Raw genomic sequence first — 24489 nt, 5'->3', positions numbered from 1 at the left:
ACCCCATGCGATTTCGATCTCGGTGGCCACCGGGCTCATCGGTAAGGTGGAGTTACCACACTTCACACGCCCACCGAGGAGTTGATCCCGATGACCGACGACAGACTACCGCTTGCCGAGCTGATGGCGAAGACTGGAGATGGAGATTTCCTGCGCACGATCGCCGAGAGCGTATTACAGATCATCATGGAGGCCGACGTCGATGGCCTGGTCGGCGCTAGCCGACACGAGCGCTCCGGCGACCGGACGACCTGGCGGAACGGCTACCGCGACCGCAGCCTCGATACCCGGCTCGGCACGCTCAACCTGAGGATTCCCAAGCTACGGACCGGCGCCTACTTCCCTGGCTTCCTGGAACCCAGGAAGACCGTCGAGAAGGCGCTGGTCGCGGTGATCCAGGAGGCGTGGATCGCCGGCGTCAGCACCCGGCGTGTCGACGAGCTGGTGCAGGCCATGGGCATGACCGGCATCTCCAAATCCTCGGTGTCCAAGCTGTGCAAGGATATCGACGAACGTGTCCATGCCTTCCTTAAGCGGCCGCTCACCGGCGACTGGCCCTACCTCTGGCTCGATGCTACCTACCTCAAGGTGCGCGAGGGCGGGCGGATCGTCAGTGTCGCCGCGATAATAGCCGTTGCCGTCAACACCGAGGGCAAGCGCGAAATCGTTGGCCTTCACATTGGACCCTCCGAAGCCGAGCCATTCTGGTCGAGCTTCCTCAAGGACCTCGCACGCCGCGGACTGACCGGCGTGAAGCTGGTCATCTCCGATGCCCACGAGGGCCTCAAGGCAGCGATCACTCGCGTGCTCAGCGCCACCTGGCAGCGGTGCCGCGTCCACTTCATGCGCAATGCCCTGGCCTACGTGCCCAAGGGCCAGAACACCGTCGTCGCCGCTGCCATCCGCCAGGTCTTCCTCCAGCCCGACCATGCCGCCGCGACACAGGTCTGGCGCCAGGTCGCCGACCAGTTGCGTACCCGCTGGCCAAAGCTCGGCGCCTGCATGGACGATGCCGAGCACGACGTGCTGGCCTACATGACCTTCCCCGAGCAGCACCGCGTCAAATTACATTCCACCAATCCACTGGAACGCCTGAACAAGGAAGTGAAGCGCCGCGCCGATGTCGTCGGCATCTTCCCGAACGAGGATAGCATCATCCGCCTCGTCGGCGCCGTCCTGCTGGAGCAGAATGACGAATACCAGCTCCAGCACCGCTACATGCAGATCGAGGGCATGGCCGCCCTTGCTACACCAATGATCGAGGAGGCACAGCCGCTACAGATTACACCCAAGGCCGCCTGAAAATGCAGCCCGCTGGCCACACCCAATTCTACACCACATTGACGGACGCGACCACGATCCGATCCTAATCTATTTCACGTCCGGAACGACCGCGCGACCAAAACTCGTCGTCCACAGCCATCGCAGCTACGGCATCGGTGCGCTGTCAACGATGTACTGGCTGGGGCTTCAGCCAGGCGATCTGCATCTCAACATATCTTCGCCCGGCTGGGCAAAGCACGCCTGGAGCTGCTTCTTTACACCGTGGAACGCGGGTGCAGGAGTGTTTATCCTCAACCAAGGACGCTTCAATGCCGCCGGTCTTCTTGCCGCCCTGGTAGAGAATAAGGTTACATCGATCTGCGCGCCGCCGACCGTTTGGCGGATGCTGATCCAAGAGGATCTGAGCCGTTTCCCCGTTTCACTGACATCGGCCTGCAGCGCCGGCGAACCCCTCAACCCTGAAGTGATCGATGAGGTCCAACAGGGCTGGGGCCTTACAATCCGCGACGGCTTTGGTCAGACTGAGACCACAGCGCAGTTGGCAAACAGCCCGGGGCAGCCGATCAAGCCCGGCTCTGTGGGCCGCCCCCTACCCGGCTATGATCTGGTGCTGATTGATCCAGACGGAAACGAGACGAATGAGGGCGAAATCGCTTTGCGACTTTCACCGCGGCCAGCCGGACTCATGGCGGGCTATCTTCAGGAAGATGGAACGCTGAATGCGCCGTCGGGGGATTTCTATCGAACCGGCGACCTTGCAAGTCGCGACGAAAATGGGTTGTTCACCTATGTCGGGCGGGCCGATGATGTGTTCAAGGCTTCCGATTATCGGATCAGCCCTTTCGAACTGGAGAGTGCGCTCATAGAGCATGAGGCCGTGCTGGAAGCAGCTGTGGTGCCTTGCCCCGATCCCATCCGCCTCGCCATTCCAAAGGCTTTTATTACGCTTTCACCCAACTTCGCGCCCACACCGGAGACTGCGCGCGCTATCTTCGTCCATATCCGCACGGCACTGGCACCCTACAAGAGAGTTCGGCGGCTGGAATTTGGCGAGCTCCCGAAAACCATATCAGGCAAGATCCGACGTGTAGAACTGCGACGCCTCGAAATAGAGCGCGCACGCACAGGCGCAGTCGTGGAAAATGAATTCCGTGAAGAACAGTTCAACGACTAGAGAATGGCCAGTAAATCTCCGAGGAGCCGACCCGCTGGCGAGGGGGAAATCCATTGAAGAAGAATGCCAGCTTACGCGCGGAGACCCAATTGACTCCCCCCTCCTCCAAGGAACGGCCGCTCGCGGCGCTGAATGGAGCTCTCCCAACAGCTCCGCCATGGCATGTCAAGGCGATGGGTGTGCCTCGCGTGGAAAGCCGTGTGGAGGTGGAGGGCGCCTCAATTGAAGTGCTGCGCTGGGGCGATTCCTCTCGGCCAGGCGTGCTGCTAATTCATGGCATGAATGCACATGCGCAATGGTGGGGACCAGTAGCTCCCCTCCTTTCTGACAATTATCATATTGTCTCTTTTTCCTATTCCGGCATGGGGCAATCGGACTGGCGGGCATCCTACACCATGGATCAGCTTGCGCGCGAAGCGATCTCGGTCGCAGAGGCAACAGGCATCCTCACGATCGACCACAAGCCATTCGTGATCGCCCACAGCTTTGGAGGCCGCATCGCATCACTGATAGCCCGGGATCATGGTCATCGGCTCGCTGGCATGGTGATCGTAGATTCACTGCTCAGCGCCTATTCCGAACCGCTCGATGCCAATGCCGCCCGCGCGCGCCACTATCCCACGGATACCGAAGCGCTTGCCCGCTTCCGCTTTCTCCCACCGCAAACATCAAAATATTTATCGGTCATCGATGAAATTGCACGCGCGAGCATATGCAGGGAGGGATCAGGCTGGCGCTGGTGTTTCGATCCCAATTTCCGCAACAGGCTCACTCAATCCGACCCGTGGCACAGCATCGCGCTGGCGACCTGCCCTCTTGCATTCCTTCGTGGCGAACTATCCGACCATATCACGGCGGAAGACTTTGCTGCGCACTGCACACAGGCCCCCGTGGGCTCGCTCTTTATGGAAATTCCTGCGGCAGCCCACCATATTATGGCCGATCAGCCGCTTGCATTGGTGACGGCATTGCGTGCCATCATCGGCCACTGGCTATCGGGAAAAGCGGTGTAAGCCCGCTTAACCGGAAAAAATGAACGACAAACCTTGTTCATTTGCGCGCTAACTGGCAACAATCCTTGCGATGATCAGATAGGCGAACAATAAGTGACGATCCGCAACAAGGCCGCCAAAGCGATGGAGGTCCCCTCCCCGCCGCTCCCGACGAATCTGAACCCTAGGGACCGCGTGGTAAATCATGTCATCCGGGGCCTTTACGACGGCCGCTTTGAACCCGGGCAGAGACTGGTAGAATCGCAGTTGGCCGAAGATTGCGGCGTGAGCAGAGGGCCCATTCGCGAGGCATTGAACCGCCTGGCGGTCATGGGGATCATCGATCTGATCCCGCAACGCGGCGCCCAGATTCACATTCTTACCATACAACAAGCGATCGACAATCTGACCGTAGCCCAAACTCTCGTGGGCATCGCGGCGCGGCTGGCGGCCGAGCGGTGCCATGCTTCAAAGCAAGGGGCACAGCGCTTGAAAGATGCTTTGGCCGGGATTGTGCGATTCGACGAAACGTCAAAGACCGCCGGCTATGCTGTTGCTCGCGACAGCTTCTATGCCGCGTTGGTCAGTCTCGCTCATAATGCACCGCTTAGCCGCGTCTTGACGCAGGTCGACATTCATCTGGTGCGGGTTCAGTTCCGGTCGATCCTGCGGAGCTTCGATCGCCGGCGGCATCGCGACTATATCGACATCGCAGAATCCGTGCTCGCCGGAAACGCGAGCCACGCGGAAAAAGCCGCCCGAGCGCATCTCGGCCGGTCCATCACAGCCTTGCAGACCATGCTGGACAAGGAAGCTCAATAATCCGGCGCCAGACAGACCCGCACGCTGCCTGGCAACGGCACTGAGCGAAATTTCGTACATCTCGTTTCTCTTATCAGAGGCTGCTGAACAGCGGACCAGATAGGAGAGATGCATTGAATGCAATTGATCGGCTGCCAAAGATCTGTCAACGGCGGAGTAAAAGTCGGCCATTGGGCGGCGCAAAATCAGGCCGGGTGATCCGTGTGCTGGCGAGCGCCGCGAGGGCGTAGCCCGAGTGGGGGTCGCCAACACACGGATGGTCTTTTCTGTCAGGGGTTGGAGCGTGCCTTGCGCGCCTGGCTTTGGGCCAGACGATAGCTCTCTCCGTTCATCTCGAGTATGGAGACGTGGTGGGTAAGCCGGTCGAGGAGCGCGCCTGTCAGGCGCTCGGAGCCGAACGTTTCGGTCCACTCGTCGAACGGCAAGTTGCTGGTGATCAGCGTCGAGCCGCGCTCGTAACGCTGCGAGATCAGCTCGAACAGCAGTTCCGCGCCGGTTTTCGAGAGCGGCACGAACCCCAGTTCATCGATGATGAGGAGCTTGTATCCGGCCATTTGCTTGTGGAGGCGCAGAAGGCGGCGTTCGTCGCGTGCCTCCATCATCGCGCTGACCAGCGCGGACGCGGTGGTGAAGCCGACCGTCAGGCCCTTCTGGCAGGCGGCAAGGCCGAGGCCGATCGCCACATGGGTCTTGCCGGTTCCCGAGGGACCAAGGGCTATGACGTTCTCGCGGCGGTTGATCCAGTCGCAGCGTGCCAGTTCCAGCACCTGCATCTTGTTGAGCTTGGGGATCGCGGCAAAGTCGAAGCTGTCGAGGCTCTTGGCGGCCGGGAACTTCGCAGCCTTGATCCGGCGCTCGACCATCCGGCGTTCCCGGTCGATCAGCTCCAGTTCGACAAGCCGGGCAAGGTAGCGGACGTGATCTGCGCCCTCGGCCGCGCATCGCCGGGCCAGCTTGTCATGCTCGCGCAGGAAGGTTGGTAGCTTGAGCGTCTTGAGGTGGCTGGCCAGTAACAGCTCGGGGGACGGACTGCTCATGCCGCATCCTTCGCATCGCCCGAGAGCAACTGCATGTAGGAGCGCGCCGATGTCGTCTCCACCCTGGCTCTGGGCAGATAGGGATAGATCGCCATGTCCAATCGGGGTGGTCGGCGCTCCACCCGGCACAGCAGGAGATGCTTCACGGCATCAAAGCCGATCGCCCCGATATCGAGAGCCTGCTTTACGGCCGCATGCAGATCGGCAAGCGTGAAGCTCTCCAGCAGACGCAGCACCTGCACATACTCGCGCCGACCATGCTTGCCCATACGAGCTTCCATGAGGCGGCGCAGCGTTGCAAACGCTTCGGGCAGGTGCCAGCCTTGCAGGGGCGCTGCCTGATCGAGCGCATTGATCTTCTGTTCGATCAGGGGAAGGTAATGGATGGGATCGAAGATCACGTCCTCGCGCTCGTAGCTGCGCACATGACGGGCAATGACCTCGCCCCGGCAGCCGATCACCACCTCGCCGACATAGCCCCGGATCCATACCTCCTGATGGCCGAAGCGCACCGGCACCGAGTAATCATTGGTCCGGTAACGCACCAGCGCCTGCGACGAGACCTGGCCGCTGGTCTGGTCACAAGCCTCGAACGGGGCAGCCGGCAGTTCCTGCATCGCCGCCAGATCGCGCTTCAGCCTCTCGCCGATCGTCTCGCTCTCGCCCCGCAGCCGGTCGTTCTGACGCTTGCGGCATTGCTCCTCGAGCCACAGGTTGAACGCCTCCCACGTCGCGAACCGGGGGATCGGCACCATGAAGTTGCGGCGAGCATAACCGACCAGCCCTTCAACACTGCCTTTGTCGTTCCCCCTGCCGGGACGGCCGTAACGATCGCGGATCAGGTAATGCGACAGGAAGCCGCTGAACAGCCGGGCGCGCTGCCTCGTGCCGTCGGGCAGGATCTTCGAGACCAGGCAGCGGTCGTTATCGTAGACGATCGACAGCGGCACCGCGCCGAAAAACGCGAAGGCGTGCACGTGGCCGTCCATCCATGCCTCGGCAACGGCAGCGGGATAGGCGCGCACGTAGCAGGCGTCGCTGTGCGGTAGATCGAGCACGAAGAAATGCGCCTTCTGCACAACACCGCCGATCTCGACCATGGCCTCACCAAAATCTGCCTGGGCATGGCCGGGCGCATGCGCCAGCGGCACGAACATCTCCCGGCTGCGCTGCTCGCGCTGTCGGATGTAATCCTTGATGATCGTGTAGCCGCCGGTGAAACCGTGCTCTTCGCGAAGGCGGTCAAATACCCGCTTCGCCGTATGACGCTGCTTGCGCGGAACCTGACGGTCACCATCAAGCCATGCATCGATGATCGGAACGAACGCTTCCAGCTTGGGCCGCCGCACCGCCGCCGTCCGGCGGTAACCGGGGGGCTCCGAATACGACAGCATCTTGCGGACCGTGTCGCGCGATACGTTGAAATGCTTCGCCGCCTCACGCTGGCTCATGCCGCCCGCGCAAGCAAGACGCACCTTCAGGTAAAGATCCACGGTATATATCTCCACGCCCTCCCTGCTCGCGCAAAGAAGGCAAAGTGGACGACTTTTACGCCGCCCGCAGCAGCACTTCGCCGCCGCCACCGTGGTCTAATTTTGCACCGCCGTTCTCAACTCATTCGGTGAGTCATTCCAGGGCGACCGCGCCGGTTCAAATTCTTTGCCCGTGCTTTCAGCCAGCATGCGCGCGCGGTCAGCCGCCGGGAGGCCGGTGGCGCGGCGGTTGAATATGCCCTGCGCCCAACTCTCAAGGCGATGAGCCCACCAGCGCGGCCACGCATCACCAAAAACGCCCTCATAAGCGATCCCTGCATCGCGCATGACCTGCGTAACGGTTTGTCCGTCACCAGGCTCTATGCCCAGATAGGCACACGCATATTCCGTGGTTAGCAGTGGACCAGGACGATCGATGAGGCTGAAGAGGATGCGGGCCGCGACATGAGGTGCGGCCGCCTCCGCCAATTTAGTCCGAATTTCCTGGGCATCGACGTGTGGTCGATCATCATCATTTCCGGCCATCAGATCGATGATATCGTACTTGTTGCCGACGGCACGAAGCTTCTCATAGCCTTTGCACAGGCTGACGAGTTCCTGACGGATAGCCGCACGCTGATTATTGATCTCTTCCTTGATATAAACCCGGTCGAAAAGGTCATGCGCGGTCTTATCCGGCCGATAAAGCGTCTTGATCTTGCTCTCAGCGGACACCAGCACCAGCGCAAAATCCTGATCCGGATGTTCTATCGAAGCATCGCGCAGATGCTGCGCCAGGGCACTACCCTTATACGTCTGGTCCGCTTGGAGACCGGCTGGCGCTTCATCAAGGCGATAATCGATGGCAATGATGATCGGGTTTTCGCCTACGATCTTACGCGCCAGTAAGGCGACCTCCTCGACATCCTGCGGCTGAAACTGAAGATGCTCAGGTGTAGATAGCGTCTCCGCGTAAACGAGTTCCTGATCGTCTACGAACATCCCTTTGTACGTCACGCTTCCTCCCCTAAGGACAAAATCCGAAACTCGAAGCGACAACCATATCCCGGCGAAGCTTCTACGACCGACACGCTGCCGCCATAGCTTGAGGCAATATCGCTCACGATCTTAAGTCCAAGACCCGTGCCCGGTCCCGCAACACCATCATCGTCCGCCGCCATGGTGGTGGTGAAAAACGCGTCGAACACCCGATTTCGGTCACTCGCTGCTATACCGGGACCACTATCCTCGAACCCGATAACGACGAAGCGCCCGTCCAGCCTCGCGTCCATTCGAACCTTGCGGTCTTTCACGCGCGCGTTACGCATGGACTTGATCGAATTGGTAAGGAAGTTGAGGAGAACAGAATCCAGTTCACTGCCATGCATCGGCGTGGTTCGCAGCGTCGGCGGGTCAACGTCCACCTCGAATTTGATGTTCTGGCGACCCATATATTCAGTGAACTGCTTTGCAAAGCGCTGCAACGCCCCGCTCACCGATAGGGTACGGAGCTGCCGGCTCTCCGTTGTCGACATCAGGCCTGCAATGTATCCGCCGATATCGAACATGCGGTCGGAGCCAAGTCTCAGTCCGGTAAATTGGCGTTCCAAAGCCGCCTTTTGCCGGTCATCGGGAACAGTTGCGATTGCATCCCCAAGCAGATCGAGCCGCGCGCGCAATGCGTCGCGGGCACCCTTCACTTCATGCCCGAAAACACTGATCGAGAGACCAAGAGACGCAAGCAGCCGGAGCATCTCTTCATATTCGAGTGAGGCCGCGCGCTGTTCTTCGACCCGCTGCTCAAACTCGGAGGCGATGGCTTCTGCCTTCGCTAGGACTCGATCGGTTTGTACGGCATCCGGGCTCGAAGATGGAGAAATCCCCATATTCTCCCGAACTGTTCGAATATATTCAGAAGGGCGGCGGGGCTCAGGTATGAAGTCGCGCTGTCCCGCATCCTGTTTACGGTTACGCGCGGCGGCAACCCGCTTGGCGGCCCATTCGACGGCATCGCGAACAAATTTTTTCAGCTCGGCGTAGGCTTGATTTTCAAGCAGGCCTTCCCGGCTGCTGGTTTCTTCGAAAAGCGGATTGACGTCTGTGGTTAGTTCAACATGTCCGAAAAAGTTTCGATTGTTGAATGGCACGATAACATCACGACGTGACACGTCGATATCGAGTTCGAGCCAGTCATCCGCCGCTTCGCCATAGGGCAGAACGCGAAAGCCATTGCGATAGATTCGGATGCCGCCGAACAACCGGCCCAGTTCCGCTGCCGCAGTCATGTTCATGCCAGACAGTGTCGACGGGCTATAAATGAAGTATGATGCATTCAGCGATACCGGGCCAGTCACGAGGAATTTTTCTTGGAATTCTTGACTGTCATCCAGATTGCTCTTTGGTGAGACGACACGAACCGTGGCGTGGCCATCCTCGTCGATCGACGCCGAAATCGTCGCGAAAGCCTGCGACAGAAAGCTGGTCTCGATGGAATATTCTGAGCGTTTCGCGTCACGACTTACGCCATTGATGTTCACGGCAAAGCCCGGGTCAGCCGACGAAGGCTGCCCCTCAGCCGGTTCAGTGCGAGCGATGGGAAAAGGAGGTTGAAGCAGCAACACCGATCGCCAGACCTTGGCGAGAGCCGTTTCGCTCCACCCATCCCGCAAATCGACGATCCTGAGTGTCGTCCCGCATTCATCGGCCGGCTTCTCGAAACGCTCGATCTGGCTGAAGACCTCATTGAGATCCCGGCCGGGTCGAAATTCTTCATCCCAGCTAAATCTGACGCGGAAACCAGTGGTAGACGCCCTCGGGCGCGTTTCCAGATAGAGCCATTTCCCAAGCCTCTGCACCGAGAAGCGGCCGATGCCTTTCCTTCCGGCTCTGACACGGCGATAAATCGGGGACAGAGGCTGATCGACCTTTGAAGCCGTCGAGATGCGCATCCAGGACGAACGAATAATGTCGTCCTGCATACCCGACCCATCGTCCTCGATCACCAATGTGCCTCCTGGCTGCTGGTAATCGGTAAAGGTCAGCGTCACTTTCGTGGCGTCGGCATCGTACGCATTTTTGATAAGTTCGGACAAAGCAGTGTCCTGCTTGCCCACCAGTTCCGCACCCAGGCGCTGAATATGGCCGGCATCGACAGTGAAGCGAACATTGTCCGGATCGGACTCCACGCGAGCCCGGCTCCATTGTTCTATGCGATGCCAGTCCGGTAAGGCCTTCTTGAGTTCCTCTTCGATCGCAGTCTTGATCTGCTCTGGGTCCAATGTCTCGCCCACCCCGCTCATATGCTCGTCATTCTCTTCGCCTGACGCAAGGCTCAGGCCCCGCGCCGGGGGCGACGGTTCTGCCGAATATGTTCGAGCGCCCCGCTCAATGCCATCGAAACTGCCTCTCGATCGTCAAGCTTGATCGCAGCAAAAACCAGCTTGTCAGCGCGTTTCATCGCGCTCTCTCGATTGCCCGCCCTGAGGTCCCGATCAACGGCGTTGAATGCCTTCTTGATCGCCGCCGGGCCGAGCTTTGGCAACAGGATACGGATTTTTTCGGCTTCGCGTGGCTCATGTTTGAGGACCCCAGAGCCATATCGCCGCCCAACCAGTTCGGCGGACAATTGCGAGAAGCTGGTCAGCAGGGAAATGGCGATCAGTTTGCGCGAAACTTCGTCCAACGCCTCTGGGAAATAGACCCGATGGATCGTGTTCGTGTTCGTGAACCCATAGGGGTTCAGAACAAGCCTCGGCCCCCAGTGGTGCATGACAGGGAAAAAGGCATCTGGCACTCGTCCGTCGTCCGGCTTCGACCAGATTTTTCTTTTCTTGAAGGTGCTGGTCTCCGTGCGCCGTTCGAGCGGGAAAGTTTCAAGATACGCCTGAACGCGGGCATTACCGCATTGCCCGTCACTATCGACAAGATAGCCCCGGCCGCCGCCTGCAAGGAACGACAGGTGGTCGGTCAGCGAAAATGACACACCCGGCGCAGCAATGAATTTCGCGAGGACCGGCGTGCAATCCTCTTCCAGAAGACCAGCCTCCGCCAGCCCTTCGTTACCGAGAACGAAAAACTCATTGGCCCCTGTGACCAGCCCAATCTGAACAGAGGCGACATCGCCGAGCGACTTACAATCGGGCAGGCACTCCATCCGGGCCAGGATATCGCTCTCGCCTTCCGACAGATTCAGCGCAGCGGGGCGCAGGTTGGACTTCTTTCCAGCCCATTTCCCATCGTCCCAGTCCGCCATGAGCTGCCGCAGAGCGTCCAGCGTTTCGACCTGACCCAGTTCGATGTGCCCTGATGGCGAGGCTTGATAGCCATCGGCGAGTAAGATGACCGTTTCTTCATCCGCGCCAACATCGAGGAAAATGCGCTCGCGAATGACGATAGCGGCCACACGGCTGAAGGCGCCGGCCAAGAATGTGCGGATCGGTTTACCATAGTCGGCTTGGAGAAATGCGCCCGGCAATACCCAGGCCATACGCCCGTCCTTCGCAAGGAAGGACAAGGAGTGGGTCAGGAAATAAGCCCAGAGGCTCGCGCGCCCGGCCACGCCATCGATTGGCCATTTGGTTGAACTAAGGGTCTGCCTCCGCTCAGTGCCAAGTTCCTGATACGGGATGTAGGGGGGATTCGCGAGGACCACTGAGAATGACTCCGGCCATTGTCCACCCGGAGAAATTTCGAGAAAGTCGGTTTGCGAGAAGCGACTCAGATCAACCGGGGCCTGGAAGACGTCCGCGAGATAATCGAAGGCGACAGGATCGATATCGCAACCATAGATTTGTTTTCGCGGCTGTCCGCACCCAAGCGCAACAAGGCGAGCCTGTGCGCATTGTAAAAAGCCACATCCGCCGAAACTCGGTTCGAGAACAAAATCGAGAGACGAACGAATAGCCCAGTCAGAGAGTATCTGACTTAATGGCTCAGGAGTATAAAACGCACCGATTTTACGGCGCTCTTCGAGCAGCCGGTCTCGGACCGCATCACCGCCAGTTGCAAGAACCCCGCTCAAGCCATGCCTTTCAAACCCATCCGGAACACCCTTTGCCCTCCAAATCACTTTTCATGCCTTAACCGCAAAACACACTCTTGGGGAGCCTTGAGGTTGAGGGGGGACGTCGTATCAACTCAAAACCGCCGCATTTCCAACCTTCCAGCATGCATCAACCTGCCACCGATAAAAACCGTCAGGTGTGGGCACAGCGGGCGAGGGGCAGATATTGGGACAAGGGGATAGTGGTGACCAACTGGCGCAGATAAGCGGTCTAGGCATCAAGCGCCCTCCGGTTCTGAGGGCATACCGGAAACGATCATAGACCCTTGCGAGCTCCGCCCAAGCGTCTGCCATGGTCTGTTCCGAGAAGTGAACGCGGCATCATGGGCGACCGGATTGGGGCGCTTCGCAGCTCTCTGTTTGTAGACTGTCTATGAGCTTTGAATGGCGGCTTCTCTGGATCGATCTCTCTGAAGCGGATCGTGTCCCAACGCATGGTGTAGGTTCGCCGGCGTAGCCATGGCGATCTCCGGCTAGAGCCGGGTTGATCACGCGGCCATGGGCGGCAGCGTGAAGTACGGATCATCGCCGATTTGGGCGACGCTTTCCAGTGTCATGTAGCGGGCGCGCTGGACCGCCCATTCGTCATTCTGTTCCAGCAGGATAGCCCCCACGAGGCGGGTGATGGCGTCCTCGTTGGGGAAGATGCCGACCACCTCTGTGCGCCGCTTGATTTCGCCATTAAGGCGCTCGAGCGGGTTGGTCGAATGCAACTTCGTGCGATGCTGCGGCGGGAAGGACATGTAAGCCAGCACGTCCTGTTCAGCGTCGTCCATCAGTTTGGCCAGCTTGGGCACCGCCGGTCGAAGCTGATCGGCCACCTTGCGCCACTGGATAGTGGCGGCCTCGGCGGTTTCCTGAGCGTACGCGGTGGCGATCAGCGCGGAGACGACACGGTTCCGGCTCCGCCCGGCATGAGCGATGGCATTGCGGGCAAAATGCACGCGGCAGCGCTGCCAGGTGGCATTGAAGACGCGGGACACCGCCGCCTTGATACCCTCATGGGCGTCGGAGATGACGAGCTTCACACCGCGCAGGCCCCGTCGCGCCAGATTGCGCAGGAAGTCGGTCCAGAAAGTCTCGGCTTCCGATGCACCGATCGCCATGCCCAGCACCTCACGGCGGCCATCGCTGTTGACGCCGACCGCGATGGTGACCGCCACCGAGACGATCCGCCCCGCCTGCCGGACCTTAAGGTAGGTGGCGTCGACCCAGAGATAGGGCCAGTCGCCTTCAATGGGCCGATCGAGGAACGCCTTCACACGCTGGTCGATCTCTTGGCACAGCCGGCTCACTTGGCTCTTGGAGATGCCGCTCATGCCGAGGGCCTTGACCAGATCATCCACCGATCGGGTCGAGATGCCCTGAATATACGCCTCCTGGATCACCGCCGTCAGCGCCTTTTCCGCCAGCCGACGAGGTTCTAGGAAACCGGGGAAATAGCTGCCAGTGCGCAGCTTGGGGATGCGCAGCTCGACCGTACCTGCGCGCGTCTCCCAATCCCGATCGCGGTAGCCGTTGCGCTGGGCCTGCCGCTCCGCGCTCTTCTCGCCATAAGCGGCACCCGTCAGCCCACCGACCTCGAGTTCCATCAGGCGCTGCGCGGCAAAGCCGATCATCTCACGCAGAAAATCGCTGTCGGCGCTCTTCCCCAGCAGCGCCTGAACGTCCATCATCTCCTTGGTCATCGGGATCTCCATGGCTTGAGTCTCGCAACCCAAATCTATCCGAGACCTCCGATGGCCACCCGCGAAACTGACCGGCCGCTACTGCGCTTATTCGATGAGCGCGCGTCCGGTCAGCTTCGCTAACCGCCGAGCTACACCATCACCGGGGGCACGACCCTGAAGCGGACTGACGGGAAGGTCCCAACCCTAGCCGGAAAATGAATCACACCTGCCACGCGGCGCAGTTTTTCAGTATCAGCGATCGGAAGACCCGCAGGGCGACAGGCCCAACCGCCCCTGCTCGGCTACCATCTCTATAGCCAACCTGAAATGTCGACAGACACGCTCTTCGCTCATACCGAAGCGCCGAGAGACCTGCGCCACGCTCATCTTCCGCGCTACGACAAGGATGAGAATGGCTCGTGTCAGCGGCTCCATACCGGCGACGGCTCTGCCAATCAGCAGGTTTTCTTCACAGCACGCCACGGCAGGTCGCCCGTCATCGTCTTGCGCGCTTCGCTCAAGATAACGCTCAATGCGCGCGACACAAATATCGTCCGCCACTTTGTCACGCATCCGCGTAACAAACCTTGCCAAGCGCCTGCTCACATCATGATGATACGCCATTTACGGAAACTCCCGTTTGAGATGCAACAAGCCCATTCGGGGCCCCGCTCTCCATCCCCCTCCCCTCTTTCCGCCTGAATGCCGGTGATCTCGGCAGCGAACCGGATGGGCCGTTTAAGAACCTCCTCAGCGCCCGCGCCGCCGTCAGGGATTTTGTTTAGAAAGCCACGATCACCGCAGCGATCGCCGCCCGACGGGGCCGGGACAGGCGTAGCCGAACCCCGCCCTGTCGGCGGCACGCCGTGCCGGCAAGGGCGCGATGCTCCCGCAGCGGCAGCCGCCCATCGCCTTCTTGGCCTCTCGCCCACTTACCAAAAAACGTCACAAATCCATTCTTTAGGGTTGCGCTCCCCCGTCATTCCGGCAATCTGGTCCAGCTTCCGTTGAAAGCGCGGAAGAGGGGCTTAGTAACCCCGACTAACGGTAGCTCGGTCACGGTTTCACTGGGGCCGGGTGGCATGCGCGCATGTCCAGCCGGCAACGGTAAAGGCGCATGCGCCTGTTCCGTTGGTCAGGTTACTAACATCCGGCTTTGGCCGTCGCCCCGAGAGGACATAGGTGCGACATATGGGCCAGGGCAGACAGGAGGATCGCTTCAGGGATCCTCGTGCAATCAGAGATTCCGGCGACGACGGATTCGCGTTTCCGGAATTTTATCGGGAGGAAAAGCCCCGACTTATGCGGTTTTTCGCGCGAAAACTCGGCAACCAGGCCGATGCGGACGAACTGAGCCAGGAGACGTTCAGCCGCTTCGCGCGTGGTGCCTCAACCCTAACCCTCGCCAGCCCGCGCGCCTATCTCACCCGAATTGCCACAAACCTGTTGCGGGATTTTGTCGAGCGTGGATCAACACTCTTGTCCCAAAGATCCGCAAGCCTGGACGACGGCATGGTCGCTGTCGCACCTGACGATATTCACCGCGACGTTCAATCCCGGCAGGAACTCGCCCGCTGGATGCTGATCCTGCAGCGGTTACAGCCCGACACGCTCGACATCTTCCTCCGCAACCGGGTCGAGGGCCAAAGCTATCGCGAAATCGCCGACGAGCTCGAACTTCCGCTCTGGGTTGTACAGAAGCAGATGCTCAAGGGCATCCGACACGTCGCGGCCCATCGCGAGGCGAATGATGACTGAAGAGCGCGCGGATATCGTGAACCAAGACGAGCAGGAGGCCATGGATTGGGCCGGCCTGATCATGTCCGATCCAAAGGCGATCCCCGATCCCAAGGCACTGGACAGGCTGGGAGAACACCAGGAGGCGTTCTCCGCTTGGGCGGCGGGAAAGCCGGAGCGGAAGATCTACTATCTCCGCATCGTGGAGAGTATGGAGAACGCGAGCAATGCCGCAATGCGAGCCGGGATGCGGGCGCGCAAGCGACAGTCCGCCTCGAAGAGCAGGAAATCTCGCGTCCCAATGCCGCTTGCCGCATCGCTTGCTATCGGCGTCATTGCCGGAACTGGTCTTCTCTGGCGAGCGACAAGCAACCCGCCTGCCCTCATTGCGCAAAGCGAGGCACGCACGCCGCTGGAAACGAAAGTCGGAGAAGTTCGCACCGAACATCTGGCGGATGGTTCCTCCATCCTTCTTGACACCGATACCCTGCTCCTTGTCCATCTCACTACCGATCGTCGCAGCGTCGAACTGAAACGAGGCCGGGCACGGTTCCTCGTCGCCCCTGACAAGAAGCGTCCTTTTGACGTACGGGCGGCGGGCATCACAGTCACCACTCATGGCGGGAGCTTCGACATAGCCAATCGCACTGGCGTGCGCATCAACCCGGTCGAAGGCGAGGCCCAGGTCACAGTCACCCATGCGCCGGCAAACGATAGCGACCAGTTGCTCCGGCTTCGGCCGGGGCAGCTTTTGTCATGGAAACCTAGACAAGACACGGAAATTGCTATCATTCCTGCAAAAAGGTCCGATCAGCAATGGGTGGATGGCGTGAAGAGTTTTGACAATGTGCCGATCAGGGAGGTTATCGCCGAGGCGAACACCTACAGCGCGACCAAGATCGAACTCGCCTCGCCTGCCCTGGGCAACCGTGAGATTTTCGCGGACATAGATATTCGGGACATAGAACGGGTCGCAGAAGCCCTGAGCGGCTTCCTCGACCTGACGATCGATCGTTCGCAGAAGAACAGGCTTCTCCTGACCACGAAAAAATAATTACGAAATCCTGGCTTCAAAATAGTCGAGACCCGTCATTCGGATTGAACCTCGAAAAGAGGCAATGCGGATTAAGGGGCCAGACCTATGGGTTTCGGGAAGATTGCACTATTGAGTGGCGCTGCATTTTGCATGGGCGCCCTCTCCTCTCACGCAGCCGCCCAGGAAGCGCGCAAGTCGTATAACTTACCTTCACAGGATCTTGGTGCGGGATTGCGCGCTGTTGCGCGCGGCAGCGACTATCAGCTTGTTGCAGACCCCAAGACCCTCAAGGGCCGCCGTTCACCATCGCTGTCGGGCGACTACACGGTCGAGGAGGCTGTTGCAGCCCTCCTCGACCAATCTGGACTCACCGCTGAAATCAGGGGGCGAACGATCTACCTGCGGGGGCGAGAGGCGCCGTCGCGCGATGAGGTAGCCGGCGCGGCGGACAATCAGCTTTTCGTCACGGGATCGAGAATTCGCGGTGCACGCCCGACTTCGCCCGTCATTTCCGCTTCCCGAGAAATGATCACCGAACAAGGCTATACCGACCTTGGCACATTCGTTCGCAGCATCCCGCAGAATTTCGCGGGCGGCCAAAACCCTGGCGTCATTTCCAGCGTGCAGACCGGGTCGGAGAACACCACCTCTTCCTCCACCCTCAACCTGCGGGGCCTTGGCCCTGACGCCACGCTCACGCTCCTGAACGGGCATCGCGTGGCCTATGATGCCGTGAGCCAGGGGGTGGATATATCGGCGATTCCGCTGGCCGCCGTCGAACGAATCGAGGTCGTCGCTGACGGGTCATCGGCACTATACGGTTCCGATGCCGTTGGCGGCGTCGCCAATATCCTGCTCCGGCGTGACTATGATGGGCTGCTGACCAGCGCACGCTTTGGCGTCGCGACCGATGGGGGCGATGTCCAGCAGCAATATAGTGCGGTTACCGGCCATCGCTGGGGCAGCGGCGGTTTCATGATCGCAGGCGATTTCAACAAATCGACCGACATCACGGCCTCGCAGCGCTCCTATATGCGATCGCGCCAGCCCAGCATGACCATCCTTCCTTCTCAAAGGCAGGTCAGCGCGGTCATGGCCGGCCATCAGGCGCTCGCGGATGCCGTCGAACTCGAGATTGATGCCCATTATAACAGGCACAAGTCAGTTGCCGCGCTCCCCTTCACCGCCACGGCCGATGTCAGGCAAAGTGGGACTATCAGCCGCCCGGATATCGAGGGCTATTCCATCAGCCCTTCGGTCAAATTTAGGCTTCCTGGCGGTTGGGAAATGGTTGCGCGGGCGACGCGCGCCATCAGTGACAGCAAGATCATTGCGGAGATCTACTCAGGTGGCAGAGCTTCAGCGGAAAACCACATCCGCTACAAAAATGATCTCTGGTCGGCCGAGTTCAGCGGCGAGGGTCCGCTGTTCGCCCTGCCCGGCGGCGATGCGCGACTTGCGGTCGGCGCTGGTCTGCGGTCGAATGGACTGGAGGCATCGATCAAGCGCGTGACCGCCACGGCGACGACCTCGCTCCTCAATTATACCGATGCCCAGACAGCGACCTTCGCCTATGGAGAAATCTTCCTGCCGCTCGTCGCCGATCGCAATGGTGTGCCGTTCATCAAGGCGCTCCAGCTTTCCGGCGCCCTGCGTTATGAGCGCTATGACCGGATCGGCGGGTTGGCCACGCCAAAGGTCGGAATCACCTATCAACCAACCCGCGATCTGACCCTGAAGGGCGCATGGGGCAAATCATTCAAGGCACCGACGCTGAGCCAGCAAAATACCGTCCGACAGGGCGTGCTCCTCTTCCCAGCCTTCTATCTGCCCACACCGCCGACCAATCGAAACGTCCTCCAGATCAGCGGTGGCAGCAAGGAACTTGAACCAGAAAAGGCAACCACTCTTACGCTGACAGCGGAACTCAAGCCCCAGAGCGTTCCGGGCCTTCGGCTCGAAGCGAGCTATTTCAACGTCCGCTACAAGAACCGGGTGGTCAGGCCGATCGCCGACAGCTCGCAGGCATTCAAGACCGAATATGCCGATCTGATCCTCCTTAACCCGACCCTCGAGCAGGTGCTGGCAGCAACCGCCGCTCTCCCTTTAGGCATCCAGAACCAAACTACCGGCGCCTACGATCCTGCCAATCTGGCGGCTATCATCTTCAACCAGCTTCAAAACGCGGCACGCCAGCATATCGAAGGGGTCGATGTTTCCGCCTCCTATGAATTCTCAGGCGGCGGCAACCAGTTCAATCTCGAAGCGAGCGCCAGTTACCTCAAGAGCGATCAGCGCCTGAGCGATGGCCAACCCGCCATCGTCCGGGCGGGCACCATCTTCAACCCGCCCCACTGGCGGGGCCGCGCCAGCGCCGGATGGCGACGCGGAAGCATCGGCGCGACCCTGGCCTATAACTATATCGGTGGGACCGACGACAACCGCTCGACAATGACCTACAAGGTCGCGGGCTTCCACTCCGCCGAAGCCACTGTCAGTTGGCAGCCCGAGGGCAGTGGCCTCTGGGCAGGCTGGTCGTTCCTGCTCTCGGGGCAGAATATTTTGAACGAGAAGCCCTCCACCATCCGCTCCAGCGCGACCAATCCAACCTATGACGCCACCAACTATTCCAGTGTCGGGCGGCTCGTCAGCTTTACCGTCTCCAAGGCCTGGTGATGCTCATTTCCCTTGTCCTGGGCATTGCCGGGGCAGGTGCGGCCGCAGTCCCGGCCGCACCTGCATCGCAAGATTGCGCAAGCACGCTCGAGGTGCATCCTCCTCTCGCGAAACCGCGCGCCATCGTCGACCGAGACCTCATTGAAACGCTCGACCTTGGCCCCAATGCGCCGCTCGAAAATGGCCCCTACTTTACGGTTTCACCGGACAACTCTCGTGTTGCGGTAGGGGTCAGGCGGGCGAGCATCGCGGGCGACAGCTATTGCACCGGCATCTATGTCATTGACCGTGATCGAAACGCCAGGCTCATCGATTCTGGGCCAGGCGTCTCCTTCTTTCGCTTTGACAATTTCTACGGCACCAACGGGTTTCCGAGCGGCGTCACGAAGCTGATCACACCCAGATGGTCCGCAGACGGGACCTTGCTTGCCTTCCTGAAGCTCGTCGACGGCAAGCTCGAACTCCGATTGTGGGATGGGACCAAGACGGTCAAGCCTGTCACCGTGGGCGCCCACGACATCGTTGATTTCCGCTTTGGGGATCATGACCGCAGCATCATCTACAAGGTTCGCGATGAAAGCAGCGGGCGCATGGCCCTGCGAGCAGAATCCCGTTCGGGATACCGATTTGACGATCGATATTTCCCCTTCGCCTCCAACCTTCCCTGGCCGAGCGGCATCCCGACCTACAGATATGAAGCCGTCAGTCTTGGCGATGGCAGCGTCCGGGCGGCAAGCGAAGCCGAAGAGCAGCTGATGACCGCAAAGGAGGTGGAGGCCCATGGCGCGCGCGACGTCCATGCCAGGACGGTCCCGGACGCCAATGGCGTGGGCCACCTTGTCGCAGGGTCAATCGGAAATGAGCGCCCTTGCCCGAGCACCGCTTGCGCCGACGTCGAGGGCGAGCCGTGGATCGCCGCGCCCAATGTGGTGGGTTACGTCCGCCGGGAAGGTTGGGCCCGGAGCGTAATGGCCATTTACGCATGGACGATCGGCAGCGCTGAACCTCGACGGCTCTATTCGACCTCCGACCTTCTGAGCAACTGCACCCCGTTCGGGATTGACCTTCTGTGCGGTCGCGAGGGGTCAACGCGCCCACGCTATCTCGACCGCATCAGTCTGCAGACCGGGAAATCAAAACCTCTCTTCGAACCGAACCCGGACTTTGGAAAGCTGGCGCTCGGCCGGGTCGATCGCCTGCACTGGACAAATAACCGCGGCATCGAATGTTTTGGCGACCTCACCTATCCTCCCGATTATCAGCCCGGGGGCCGCTATCCGCTGATCGTCGTCCAATATGAAAGTCGCGGCTTCCTGCGGGGCGGCACCGGCGATGAATTTCCGGTTCAGCTCTTCGCCCGCGACGGTTATCTCGTCCTGACGGTTCAACGTCCGCGTTCGCCTTTCTTTGGTCAGGGCCTGTCCGCTATCGAGAGGCAGCGGCGCCAGAATGAGGGTTTCACAGAGCGGCGCAGCATCCTGTCCGCGATCGAGACGAAGGTGACGCAGCTCGTAGAGGCTGGCCTGGCCGACCCAGAGCGAATCGGCATCACGGGGCTCAGTGACGGGTCCACAACGGTCCAGTTCGCCGCGCTGCACAGCAAGCTCTTCAAGGCTGCGTCGGTGAGTGGCTGCTGCTGGGAGCCATCCCAGACCTGGCTATCGGGGCCATCCCTCCAGAACTATTATCATGAACTGGGATGGCCCGCCTCACCCGAGGACGATCCGCGCATGTGGTCGGACATCTCGCTGGCTCGCAACGCCTCGCGGGTCGCGTTCCCGATCCTGATCCAGGCGGCCGACGGCGAATATCTCGTTGCACTCGAAGCGATCAGAGCCTTGCGCGCAGCGAACAGCCCGGTCGACCTTTTCGTCTTTCCAGATGAGGTCCACATCAAGCGGCATCCCGCCGCCCGCACCAGCATCTATCGGCGGAACCTTCGATGGTTCGACTTCTGGCTATCGGGCAAGCGCCCAACCAGCGACAGCGGCGATGCGGAGGAAGCGGCAAGATGGGCCGACATGCAGCAGAAATGGCGGGCTGATCACATAGCCTCCGTGTCGCAGAGGCCATTGGAGGCTGGGCGCGCAATCCCTCAGCCTCCCAATGCCCGCCAGTGAGAGATCCATGCTTCCATATCGAGCAGGATCAAAAACCTGACATACATATGTCCGCTGCTTGGTGCTTGCGGAATGACGGCCGCAACCTTTTCGGCATCGACCAGGTGCCGCCGGGCCAGCTCGCCGTCCATGAGGCGCTCGCGGACCTCGGGCGCGTTGCGAAGAAGGACATCCATTGCAAATCCACTGGGGCTTCCCTTACGTCGGCGATCGCGCACGATGGGCGGGATGGCTTGTGCATAGGCCTTGCGAACCACCGCACGGTCCCTTCCCCCTTCGATCATTCGCCATGTCGGGATGCCCAGAGCCAGCTCGACTACGGGCTGCGACATCAACGGATTGATCATGGGCATATCATAGGGGCGCAGATAGCCTTCGAGATGGTTCTGGACCTTGAGCAAATGCGACACATGCCCAACCTTCCCCGGGCGCCCGAGCGGCTGGACGTCGAGCCAGGGATGGCTGGGGGGACGCGACGACATCTGCGTCACCAGATCATCGGTGAGCAACCCGAAATTCTGGCGCCAGACATAGGGGCGTCGCATGGCAGGGATCGACCGGACCACCTCGCGCAGCGCCGCCGTTCGTCCGCTGCGCGTAACCTCGCATATATTGTGGAAGACCGTGATCGCTTGAAAAGCCGGCCCCCTGGATCGCAGATAATCAAATAGCGGGCGGACGGAACTGCTATTGTAGAAGATGCTATCGCCACCATTGCCGGTGAATACCGCCGCTGCCCCCAATGCGCGTGTTCGTCTCATGATCGCGGCATGGAAGGCTGTCTCGTGCAGCGTGCCGATCGGTTTGGGGAAATGCCGCGCGACGGATAGGGCCAGATCGACGTCATCATGATCATAATGGGCTTCGTGAAGTTCTGCGCCCGCATGAGCCGCCATGGCTCGAGCATATTCTCTCTCGTCGCCGAGGCGGTCACCGGCAACCAGCGTCGCGCATTGAAAATCGTGTTTGGCCCGGGCGAGGCCCGCAACCACGACCGAGGAATCGAGGCCCCCGGAGAGGGTTGCCAGGGTCCGATCGCCAGTCGATGCCCATGATGCGACGCAATGATCAACCGTCCGGCGCAATCGCTCGGCCATCGCATCGCCGTCCCACCCATCACATTCGGCCACATGATCCCATGGCGACCAATATTGTCTTGGGGCACTCATCGTCGAACCAAGGGTGACGCAGCTGCCAGCGAGCAGCTCCATCAACCCTTCAATCCCTGTCCGACCGGAAGGCAGATCCTTGGAGGTCAGATAGCGCGGCATCTCCGCCCAATCGATCCTCGGCGAAAGCAGACCCGCCTCGACCAGCATTTCCGCGTCGGAAGAAATGGCCCAGCCGGTCGGAAGCGCCATATAATAGCAGGGCATGGCGCCGCCAGGATCCCGAAACAGGCGCAGTGCGCCAGCATGCCAGTCCAACCCTATATAGCCGCCCCAGAAGCGATCGCGCAGGAGGGTGAGCGGATCGGACGCGTCGAGCTCCTCAAGCCACAGCCTGTCACTGCCCTCGATAGCCTTTGCCGGTCCATGCCTGGGAAAGACGGTGCCTATGATCATTCCGCGCTCGCCCGGCATGGCGAGCAGCTGGCCGGGGTCGTTCGCCAATATGATGCAATCATGATTCGCGAGCCTGGCCTGGCATTGCAGACGGTCCTGCATCCTGGCGGCCACGCGCTCGATTGAAGCCTTGCTCCAATCGATCAGGAGGAGATAGCGGCCCAGCGTCATATCGTCAGAATCGGTTCGAAGTTTCTGATATTTTCCAGCCGGTCATTAAGAACATGACCGTCTGCCTGAACCCAGCAATGCGCCGAGAAGGGAGCAGCACAGACACCCAGCACAAGCTCCGCCTTGAAGCCCAGGGATTGGGCCACGCGCATGAAAGCGATGGAGTTTGTGAGGCAATGACCGCTTCTGGGTCGCAGGGCAGATGAGGAAAAGAAGGCGGATACGAAGGGCTTCCATTCAGGGTCGAGCCCTGCTGTGCGGCCCGGTCCCACGATGCTGGCATGATCTGCGATCGGACGCAGGACATTGGAGAAAGTCCTGGTCCGCAAGGCGATCACGACCTCGATCTGAGCGATGATGAACCTCAGACCCAGGCCAGAAATGGGCCAGACCCGTTCGACGGACATTTCTTTTGTCGCCGGCAAAATCGCGGGGGGACGCGTGATCCCGCCTACCGCGTCATCTTCAACGAGGATGCCCGCATCGATCAGGGACGACAATTCAGGTCCAGCGATGTCATCGGCAACGAGCGCCTGAAAGGCTTGATCCCATCCCGGCTTGATCCCGAAATAGCGATCGGCTTCGACATCGAGGAAGATCGATCTGCCTCCTGTCACGCAGAAGAATAACCCTCTCCTCATCCGGTAGCCCATGATCAAAGCCTTCGATCGGAATGCGCAGCAATTGTAGCGAAGGCGCGCGTCGCATGGACGCGCGCCCCGGAGGATCAGTCGTCGGCAATGCCGTTGTTGCCCAGCTGAAGGCCGATGCTGTCGATGTCGCCCATCACGGTTCCCTGTGTATCGACCGAAGCAACGCCCAGGTCGATCACGCCATCATCATGTTCGTGGATGTTCTGCATGTTCATCTCCATCGAAAATCCGCAACCATTTGCGGTATCTCCGATGCTAAATAACCAAGGCCATATATCCGAACTTATAAGTGGCCATATTGGCACCTTATAAGCTTGGAGAGACAATTGACTCGTCTATTGGGGATACCACCGATCAAAAACTAAAGGCCCTCCGGCATTTCATTGTCGGGCATCCAACGCGCAGCGGCCGCAGAAATCTTGTCCGCCCGCAACAAACGCCGCCGATGATATTGCCCCATGGCGGTGCGCGTTGCATTTTTATTGCCCGAATGGGTGACGTTCCAGAGCGCCAATAGTTCTTCGCTCCGCCTCGTGACCTCGCCTTCATGCAGGCGAAGCACGGCGAGTCGCTCACCGGTGCCGACGATGGTGTCGAGATGTTCGGGGTTTGGCGAACAGCTTGCCAGCGACGAGAAAAGCTCAGCCGTTGCCGCCACAATCGAATGGGGATCAGGGCTGTTGTCCAGCAGGCTTGCGGGAGGCAGGCCAATATTGGCCGGCTCCTCCACGGCCTTTATGACCATGCGCACCTGGTCCGCGTGCAAGGCGTACAGATAATAGGCCCGCCTGTATGTGATCGCGGGCATCACAAAGCCGCCGCCGCCCTGCGTCTCGATCATGCGCTCGCCAACAAGGCGATTGAGCGCGTCCCTTACGGGCGAAATGCTGGTGCCGAACGCATCGGCCATAGCCTGGAGGGCAACCGGCATGCCGGGCGCGAACCGCCCCCGCATGATCAGTGTCTTGATCTCGCGATGCAGGCGGTCAGCGGTCAATGCTTCTGGCGCCATGACACT

Annotated in this window: 20 protein-coding genes; 9 read left to right on the top strand and 11 right to left on the bottom strand. The window is 60.2% G+C overall.

Annotated elements, in window-relative coordinates; translation table 11 throughout:
• The first annotated feature begins 90 nt into the window (after nucleotides 1-90).
• The 4 genes from LDB29_RS02200 to LDB29_RS02185 all read left to right on the top strand — a co-directional run bounded on the left by LDB29_RS02200 (nucleotide 91) and on the right by LDB29_RS02185 (nucleotide 4272).
• The gene (locus tag LDB29_RS02200; RefSeq protein WP_011950834.1) at nucleotides 91-1302 is read left to right on the top strand and encodes an IS256 family transposase; all 1212 of its coding nucleotides are present in this window, start codon (nucleotides 91-93) and stop codon (nucleotides 1300-1302) included.
• A gap of 25 nt (nucleotides 1303-1327) precedes the next feature.
• Entirely contained in the window at nucleotides 1328-2458 is a 1131-nt protein-coding gene (locus LDB29_RS02195; protein WP_306812579.1) for an AMP-binding protein, read from the top strand.
• A 53-nt stretch (nucleotides 2459-2511) separates the two neighbouring features.
• The gene (locus LDB29_RS02190; RefSeq protein WP_257555948.1) at nucleotides 2512-3471 is read left to right on the top strand and encodes an alpha/beta fold hydrolase; all 960 of its coding nucleotides are present in this window, start codon (nucleotides 2512-2514) and stop codon (nucleotides 3469-3471) included.
• 93 nt (nucleotides 3472-3564) lie between these two features.
• Nucleotides 3565-4272 (top strand): GntR family transcriptional regulator, encoded by a 708-nt coding sequence (locus LDB29_RS02185; RefSeq protein WP_257555946.1) that lies wholly within the window; start codon nucleotides 3565-3567, stop codon nucleotides 4270-4272.
• Between the two features lie 269 nt (nucleotides 4273-4541).
• Here the strand turns inward: LDB29_RS02185 and istB are convergent, their stop codons facing one another.
• The 7 genes from istB to LDB29_RS02145 form a co-directional block, all read right to left on the bottom strand.
• The gene (gene istB, locus LDB29_RS02180; RefSeq protein ID WP_054944222.1) at nucleotides 4542-5309 is read right to left on the bottom strand and encodes an IS21-like element helper ATPase IstB; all 768 of its coding nucleotides are present in this window, start codon (nucleotides 5307-5309) and stop codon (nucleotides 4542-4544) included.
• Nucleotides 5306-6802: an IS21 family transposase gene (gene istA, locus LDB29_RS02175; protein WP_082430708.1), complete on the bottom strand. Its 1497-nt coding sequence runs from the start codon at nucleotides 6800-6802 to the stop codon at nucleotides 5306-5308. Before istA ends, istB begins: the two co-directional genes overlap by 4 nt.
• A 96-nt stretch (nucleotides 6803-6898) precedes the next feature.
• On the bottom strand, nucleotides 6899-7798 hold the full coding sequence (locus tag LDB29_RS02170) for a hypothetical protein (RefSeq protein WP_257555944.1): 900 nt from the start codon (nucleotides 7796-7798) through the stop codon (nucleotides 6899-6901).
• Nucleotides 7795-10080 (bottom strand): sensor histidine kinase, encoded by a 2286-nt coding sequence (locus LDB29_RS29270; protein WP_306812487.1) that lies wholly within the window; start codon nucleotides 10078-10080, stop codon nucleotides 7795-7797. The genes LDB29_RS02170 and LDB29_RS29270 overlap by 4 nt, the downstream gene beginning before the upstream one ends.
• Before the next feature lie 32 nt (nucleotides 10081-10112).
• Nucleotides 10113-11801 carry an SAM-dependent methyltransferase gene (locus LDB29_RS02155; RefSeq protein ID WP_257555942.1) on the bottom strand — a complete coding sequence of 563 codons (1689 nt, stop codon included), beginning with the start codon at nucleotides 11799-11801 and terminating at the stop codon, nucleotides 10113-10115.
• A 530-nt stretch (nucleotides 11802-12331) separates the two neighbouring features.
• Nucleotides 12332-13531 carry an IS256 family transposase gene (locus LDB29_RS02150; protein ID WP_257555940.1) on the bottom strand — a complete coding sequence of 400 codons (1200 nt, stop codon included), beginning with the start codon at nucleotides 13529-13531 and terminating at the stop codon, nucleotides 12332-12334.
• A 234-nt stretch (nucleotides 13532-13765) separates the two neighbouring features.
• A complete protein-coding gene (locus LDB29_RS02145; protein ID WP_257555938.1) occupies nucleotides 13766-14137 on the bottom strand; it encodes a sigma factor-like helix-turn-helix DNA-binding protein in 372 nt (123 codons plus the stop codon).
• Between the two features lie 567 nt (nucleotides 14138-14704).
• Here LDB29_RS02145 and LDB29_RS02140 point away from each other — a divergent pair.
• From LDB29_RS02140 to LDB29_RS02125, 4 genes are all read left to right on the top strand, one after another.
• Nucleotides 14705-15271 (top strand): RNA polymerase sigma factor, encoded by a 567-nt coding sequence (locus tag LDB29_RS02140; RefSeq protein ID WP_257555936.1) that lies wholly within the window; start codon nucleotides 14705-14707, stop codon nucleotides 15269-15271.
• A complete protein-coding gene (locus LDB29_RS02135) occupies nucleotides 15261-16304 on the top strand; it encodes a FecR family protein (RefSeq protein WP_257555934.1) in 1044 nt (347 codons plus the stop codon). The genes LDB29_RS02140 and LDB29_RS02135 overlap by 11 nt, the downstream gene beginning before the upstream one ends.
• Nucleotides 16305-16517: 213 nt before the next feature.
• Nucleotides 16518-18962 (top strand): TonB-dependent receptor domain-containing protein, encoded by a 2445-nt coding sequence (locus LDB29_RS02130; RefSeq protein ID WP_257555932.1) that lies wholly within the window; start codon nucleotides 16518-16520, stop codon nucleotides 18960-18962.
• A 92-nt stretch (nucleotides 18963-19054) separates the two neighbouring features.
• On the top strand, nucleotides 19055-21082 hold the full coding sequence (locus LDB29_RS02125; RefSeq protein WP_257555930.1) for an Atxe2 family lasso peptide isopeptidase: 2028 nt from the start codon (nucleotides 19055-19057) through the stop codon (nucleotides 21080-21082).
• Here the strand turns inward: LDB29_RS02125 and LDB29_RS02120 are convergent.
• Nucleotides 21058-22401, bottom strand: a complete 1344-nt coding sequence (locus LDB29_RS02120; protein ID WP_257555929.1) for an asparagine synthase C-terminal domain-containing protein — start codon at nucleotides 22399-22401, stop codon at nucleotides 21058-21060. The two genes, LDB29_RS02125 and LDB29_RS02120, sit on opposite strands and share 25 nt — an antisense overlap.
• Before the next feature lie 96 nt (nucleotides 22402-22497).
• Between LDB29_RS02120 and LDB29_RS02115 the strand changes: the two genes are divergently transcribed.
• Entirely contained in the window at nucleotides 22498-22773 is a 276-nt protein-coding gene (locus LDB29_RS02115; RefSeq protein WP_257555927.1) for a hypothetical protein, read from the top strand.
• 41 nt (nucleotides 22774-22814) lie between these two features.
• Here LDB29_RS02115 and LDB29_RS02110 read toward each other — a convergent pair whose 3' ends face one another.
• From LDB29_RS02110 to LDB29_RS02100, 3 genes are all read right to left on the bottom strand, one after another.
• Entirely contained in the window at nucleotides 22815-23471 is a 657-nt protein-coding gene (locus LDB29_RS02110; protein WP_257555924.1) for a lasso peptide biosynthesis B2 protein, read from the bottom strand.
• A 74-nt stretch (nucleotides 23472-23545) separates the two neighbouring features.
• Nucleotides 23546-23680 carry a benenodin family lasso peptide gene (locus LDB29_RS02105; protein WP_257555921.1) on the bottom strand — a complete coding sequence of 45 codons (135 nt, stop codon included), beginning with the start codon at nucleotides 23678-23680 and terminating at the stop codon, nucleotides 23546-23548.
• Between the two features lie 152 nt (nucleotides 23681-23832).
• A complete protein-coding gene (locus LDB29_RS02100) occupies nucleotides 23833-24483 on the bottom strand; it encodes a GntR family transcriptional regulator (protein WP_257555919.1) in 651 nt (216 codons plus the stop codon).
• Between the last annotated feature and the right edge of the window lie 6 nt (nucleotides 24484-24489).

Source organism: Sphingobium sp. CFD-2 (assembly GCF_024611135.1).
Taxonomy (GTDB): domain Bacteria; phylum Pseudomonadota; class Alphaproteobacteria; order Sphingomonadales; family Sphingomonadaceae; genus Sphingobium; species Sphingobium fuliginis.
This window is presented reverse-complemented; position numbering and strand designations above follow the sequence as displayed.

Excerpts from the sequence above, each read along its gene's own strand:
- LDB29_RS02140 (WP_257555936.1), top strand. The coding sequence starts at position 14,705 with ATGGGCCAGGGCAGACAGGAGGATCGCTTCAGGGATCCTCGTGCAATC.
- LDB29_RS02120 (WP_257555929.1), bottom strand. The coding sequence starts at position 22,401 with ATGCTGGTCGAGGCGGGTCTGCTTTCGCCGAGGATCGATTGGGCGGAG.
- LDB29_RS02105 (WP_257555921.1), bottom strand. The coding sequence starts at position 23,680 with ATGCAGAACATCCACGAACATGATGATGGCGTGATCGACCTGGGCGTT.
- LDB29_RS02200 (WP_011950834.1), top strand. The coding sequence starts at position 91 with ATGACCGACGACAGACTACCGCTTGCCGAGCTGATGGCGAAGACTGGA.
- LDB29_RS02150 (WP_257555940.1), bottom strand. The coding sequence starts at position 13,531 with ATGACCAAGGAGATGATGGACGTTCAGGCGCTGCTGGGGAAGAGCGCC.
- LDB29_RS02135 (WP_257555934.1), top strand. The coding sequence starts at position 15,261 with ATGATGACTGAAGAGCGCGCGGATATCGTGAACCAAGACGAGCAGGAG.
- LDB29_RS02115 (WP_257555927.1), top strand. The coding sequence starts at position 22,498 with ATGCCAGTCCAACCCTATATAGCCGCCCCAGAAGCGATCGCGCAGGAG.
- LDB29_RS02100 (WP_257555919.1), bottom strand. The coding sequence starts at position 24,483 with ATGGCGCCAGAAGCATTGACCGCTGACCGCCTGCATCGCGAGATCAAG.
- istB (WP_054944222.1), bottom strand. The coding sequence starts at position 5,309 with ATGAGCAGTCCGTCCCCCGAGCTGTTACTGGCCAGCCACCTCAAGACG.
- LDB29_RS02145 (WP_257555938.1), bottom strand. The coding sequence starts at position 14,137 with ATGGCGTATCATCATGATGTGAGCAGGCGCTTGGCAAGGTTTGTTACG.
- LDB29_RS29270 (WP_306812487.1), bottom strand. The coding sequence starts at position 10,080 with ATGAGCGGGGTGGGCGAGACATTGGACCCAGAGCAGATCAAGACTGCG.
- LDB29_RS02110 (WP_257555924.1), bottom strand. The coding sequence starts at position 23,471 with ATGGGCTACCGGATGAGGAGAGGGTTATTCTTCTGCGTGACAGGAGGC.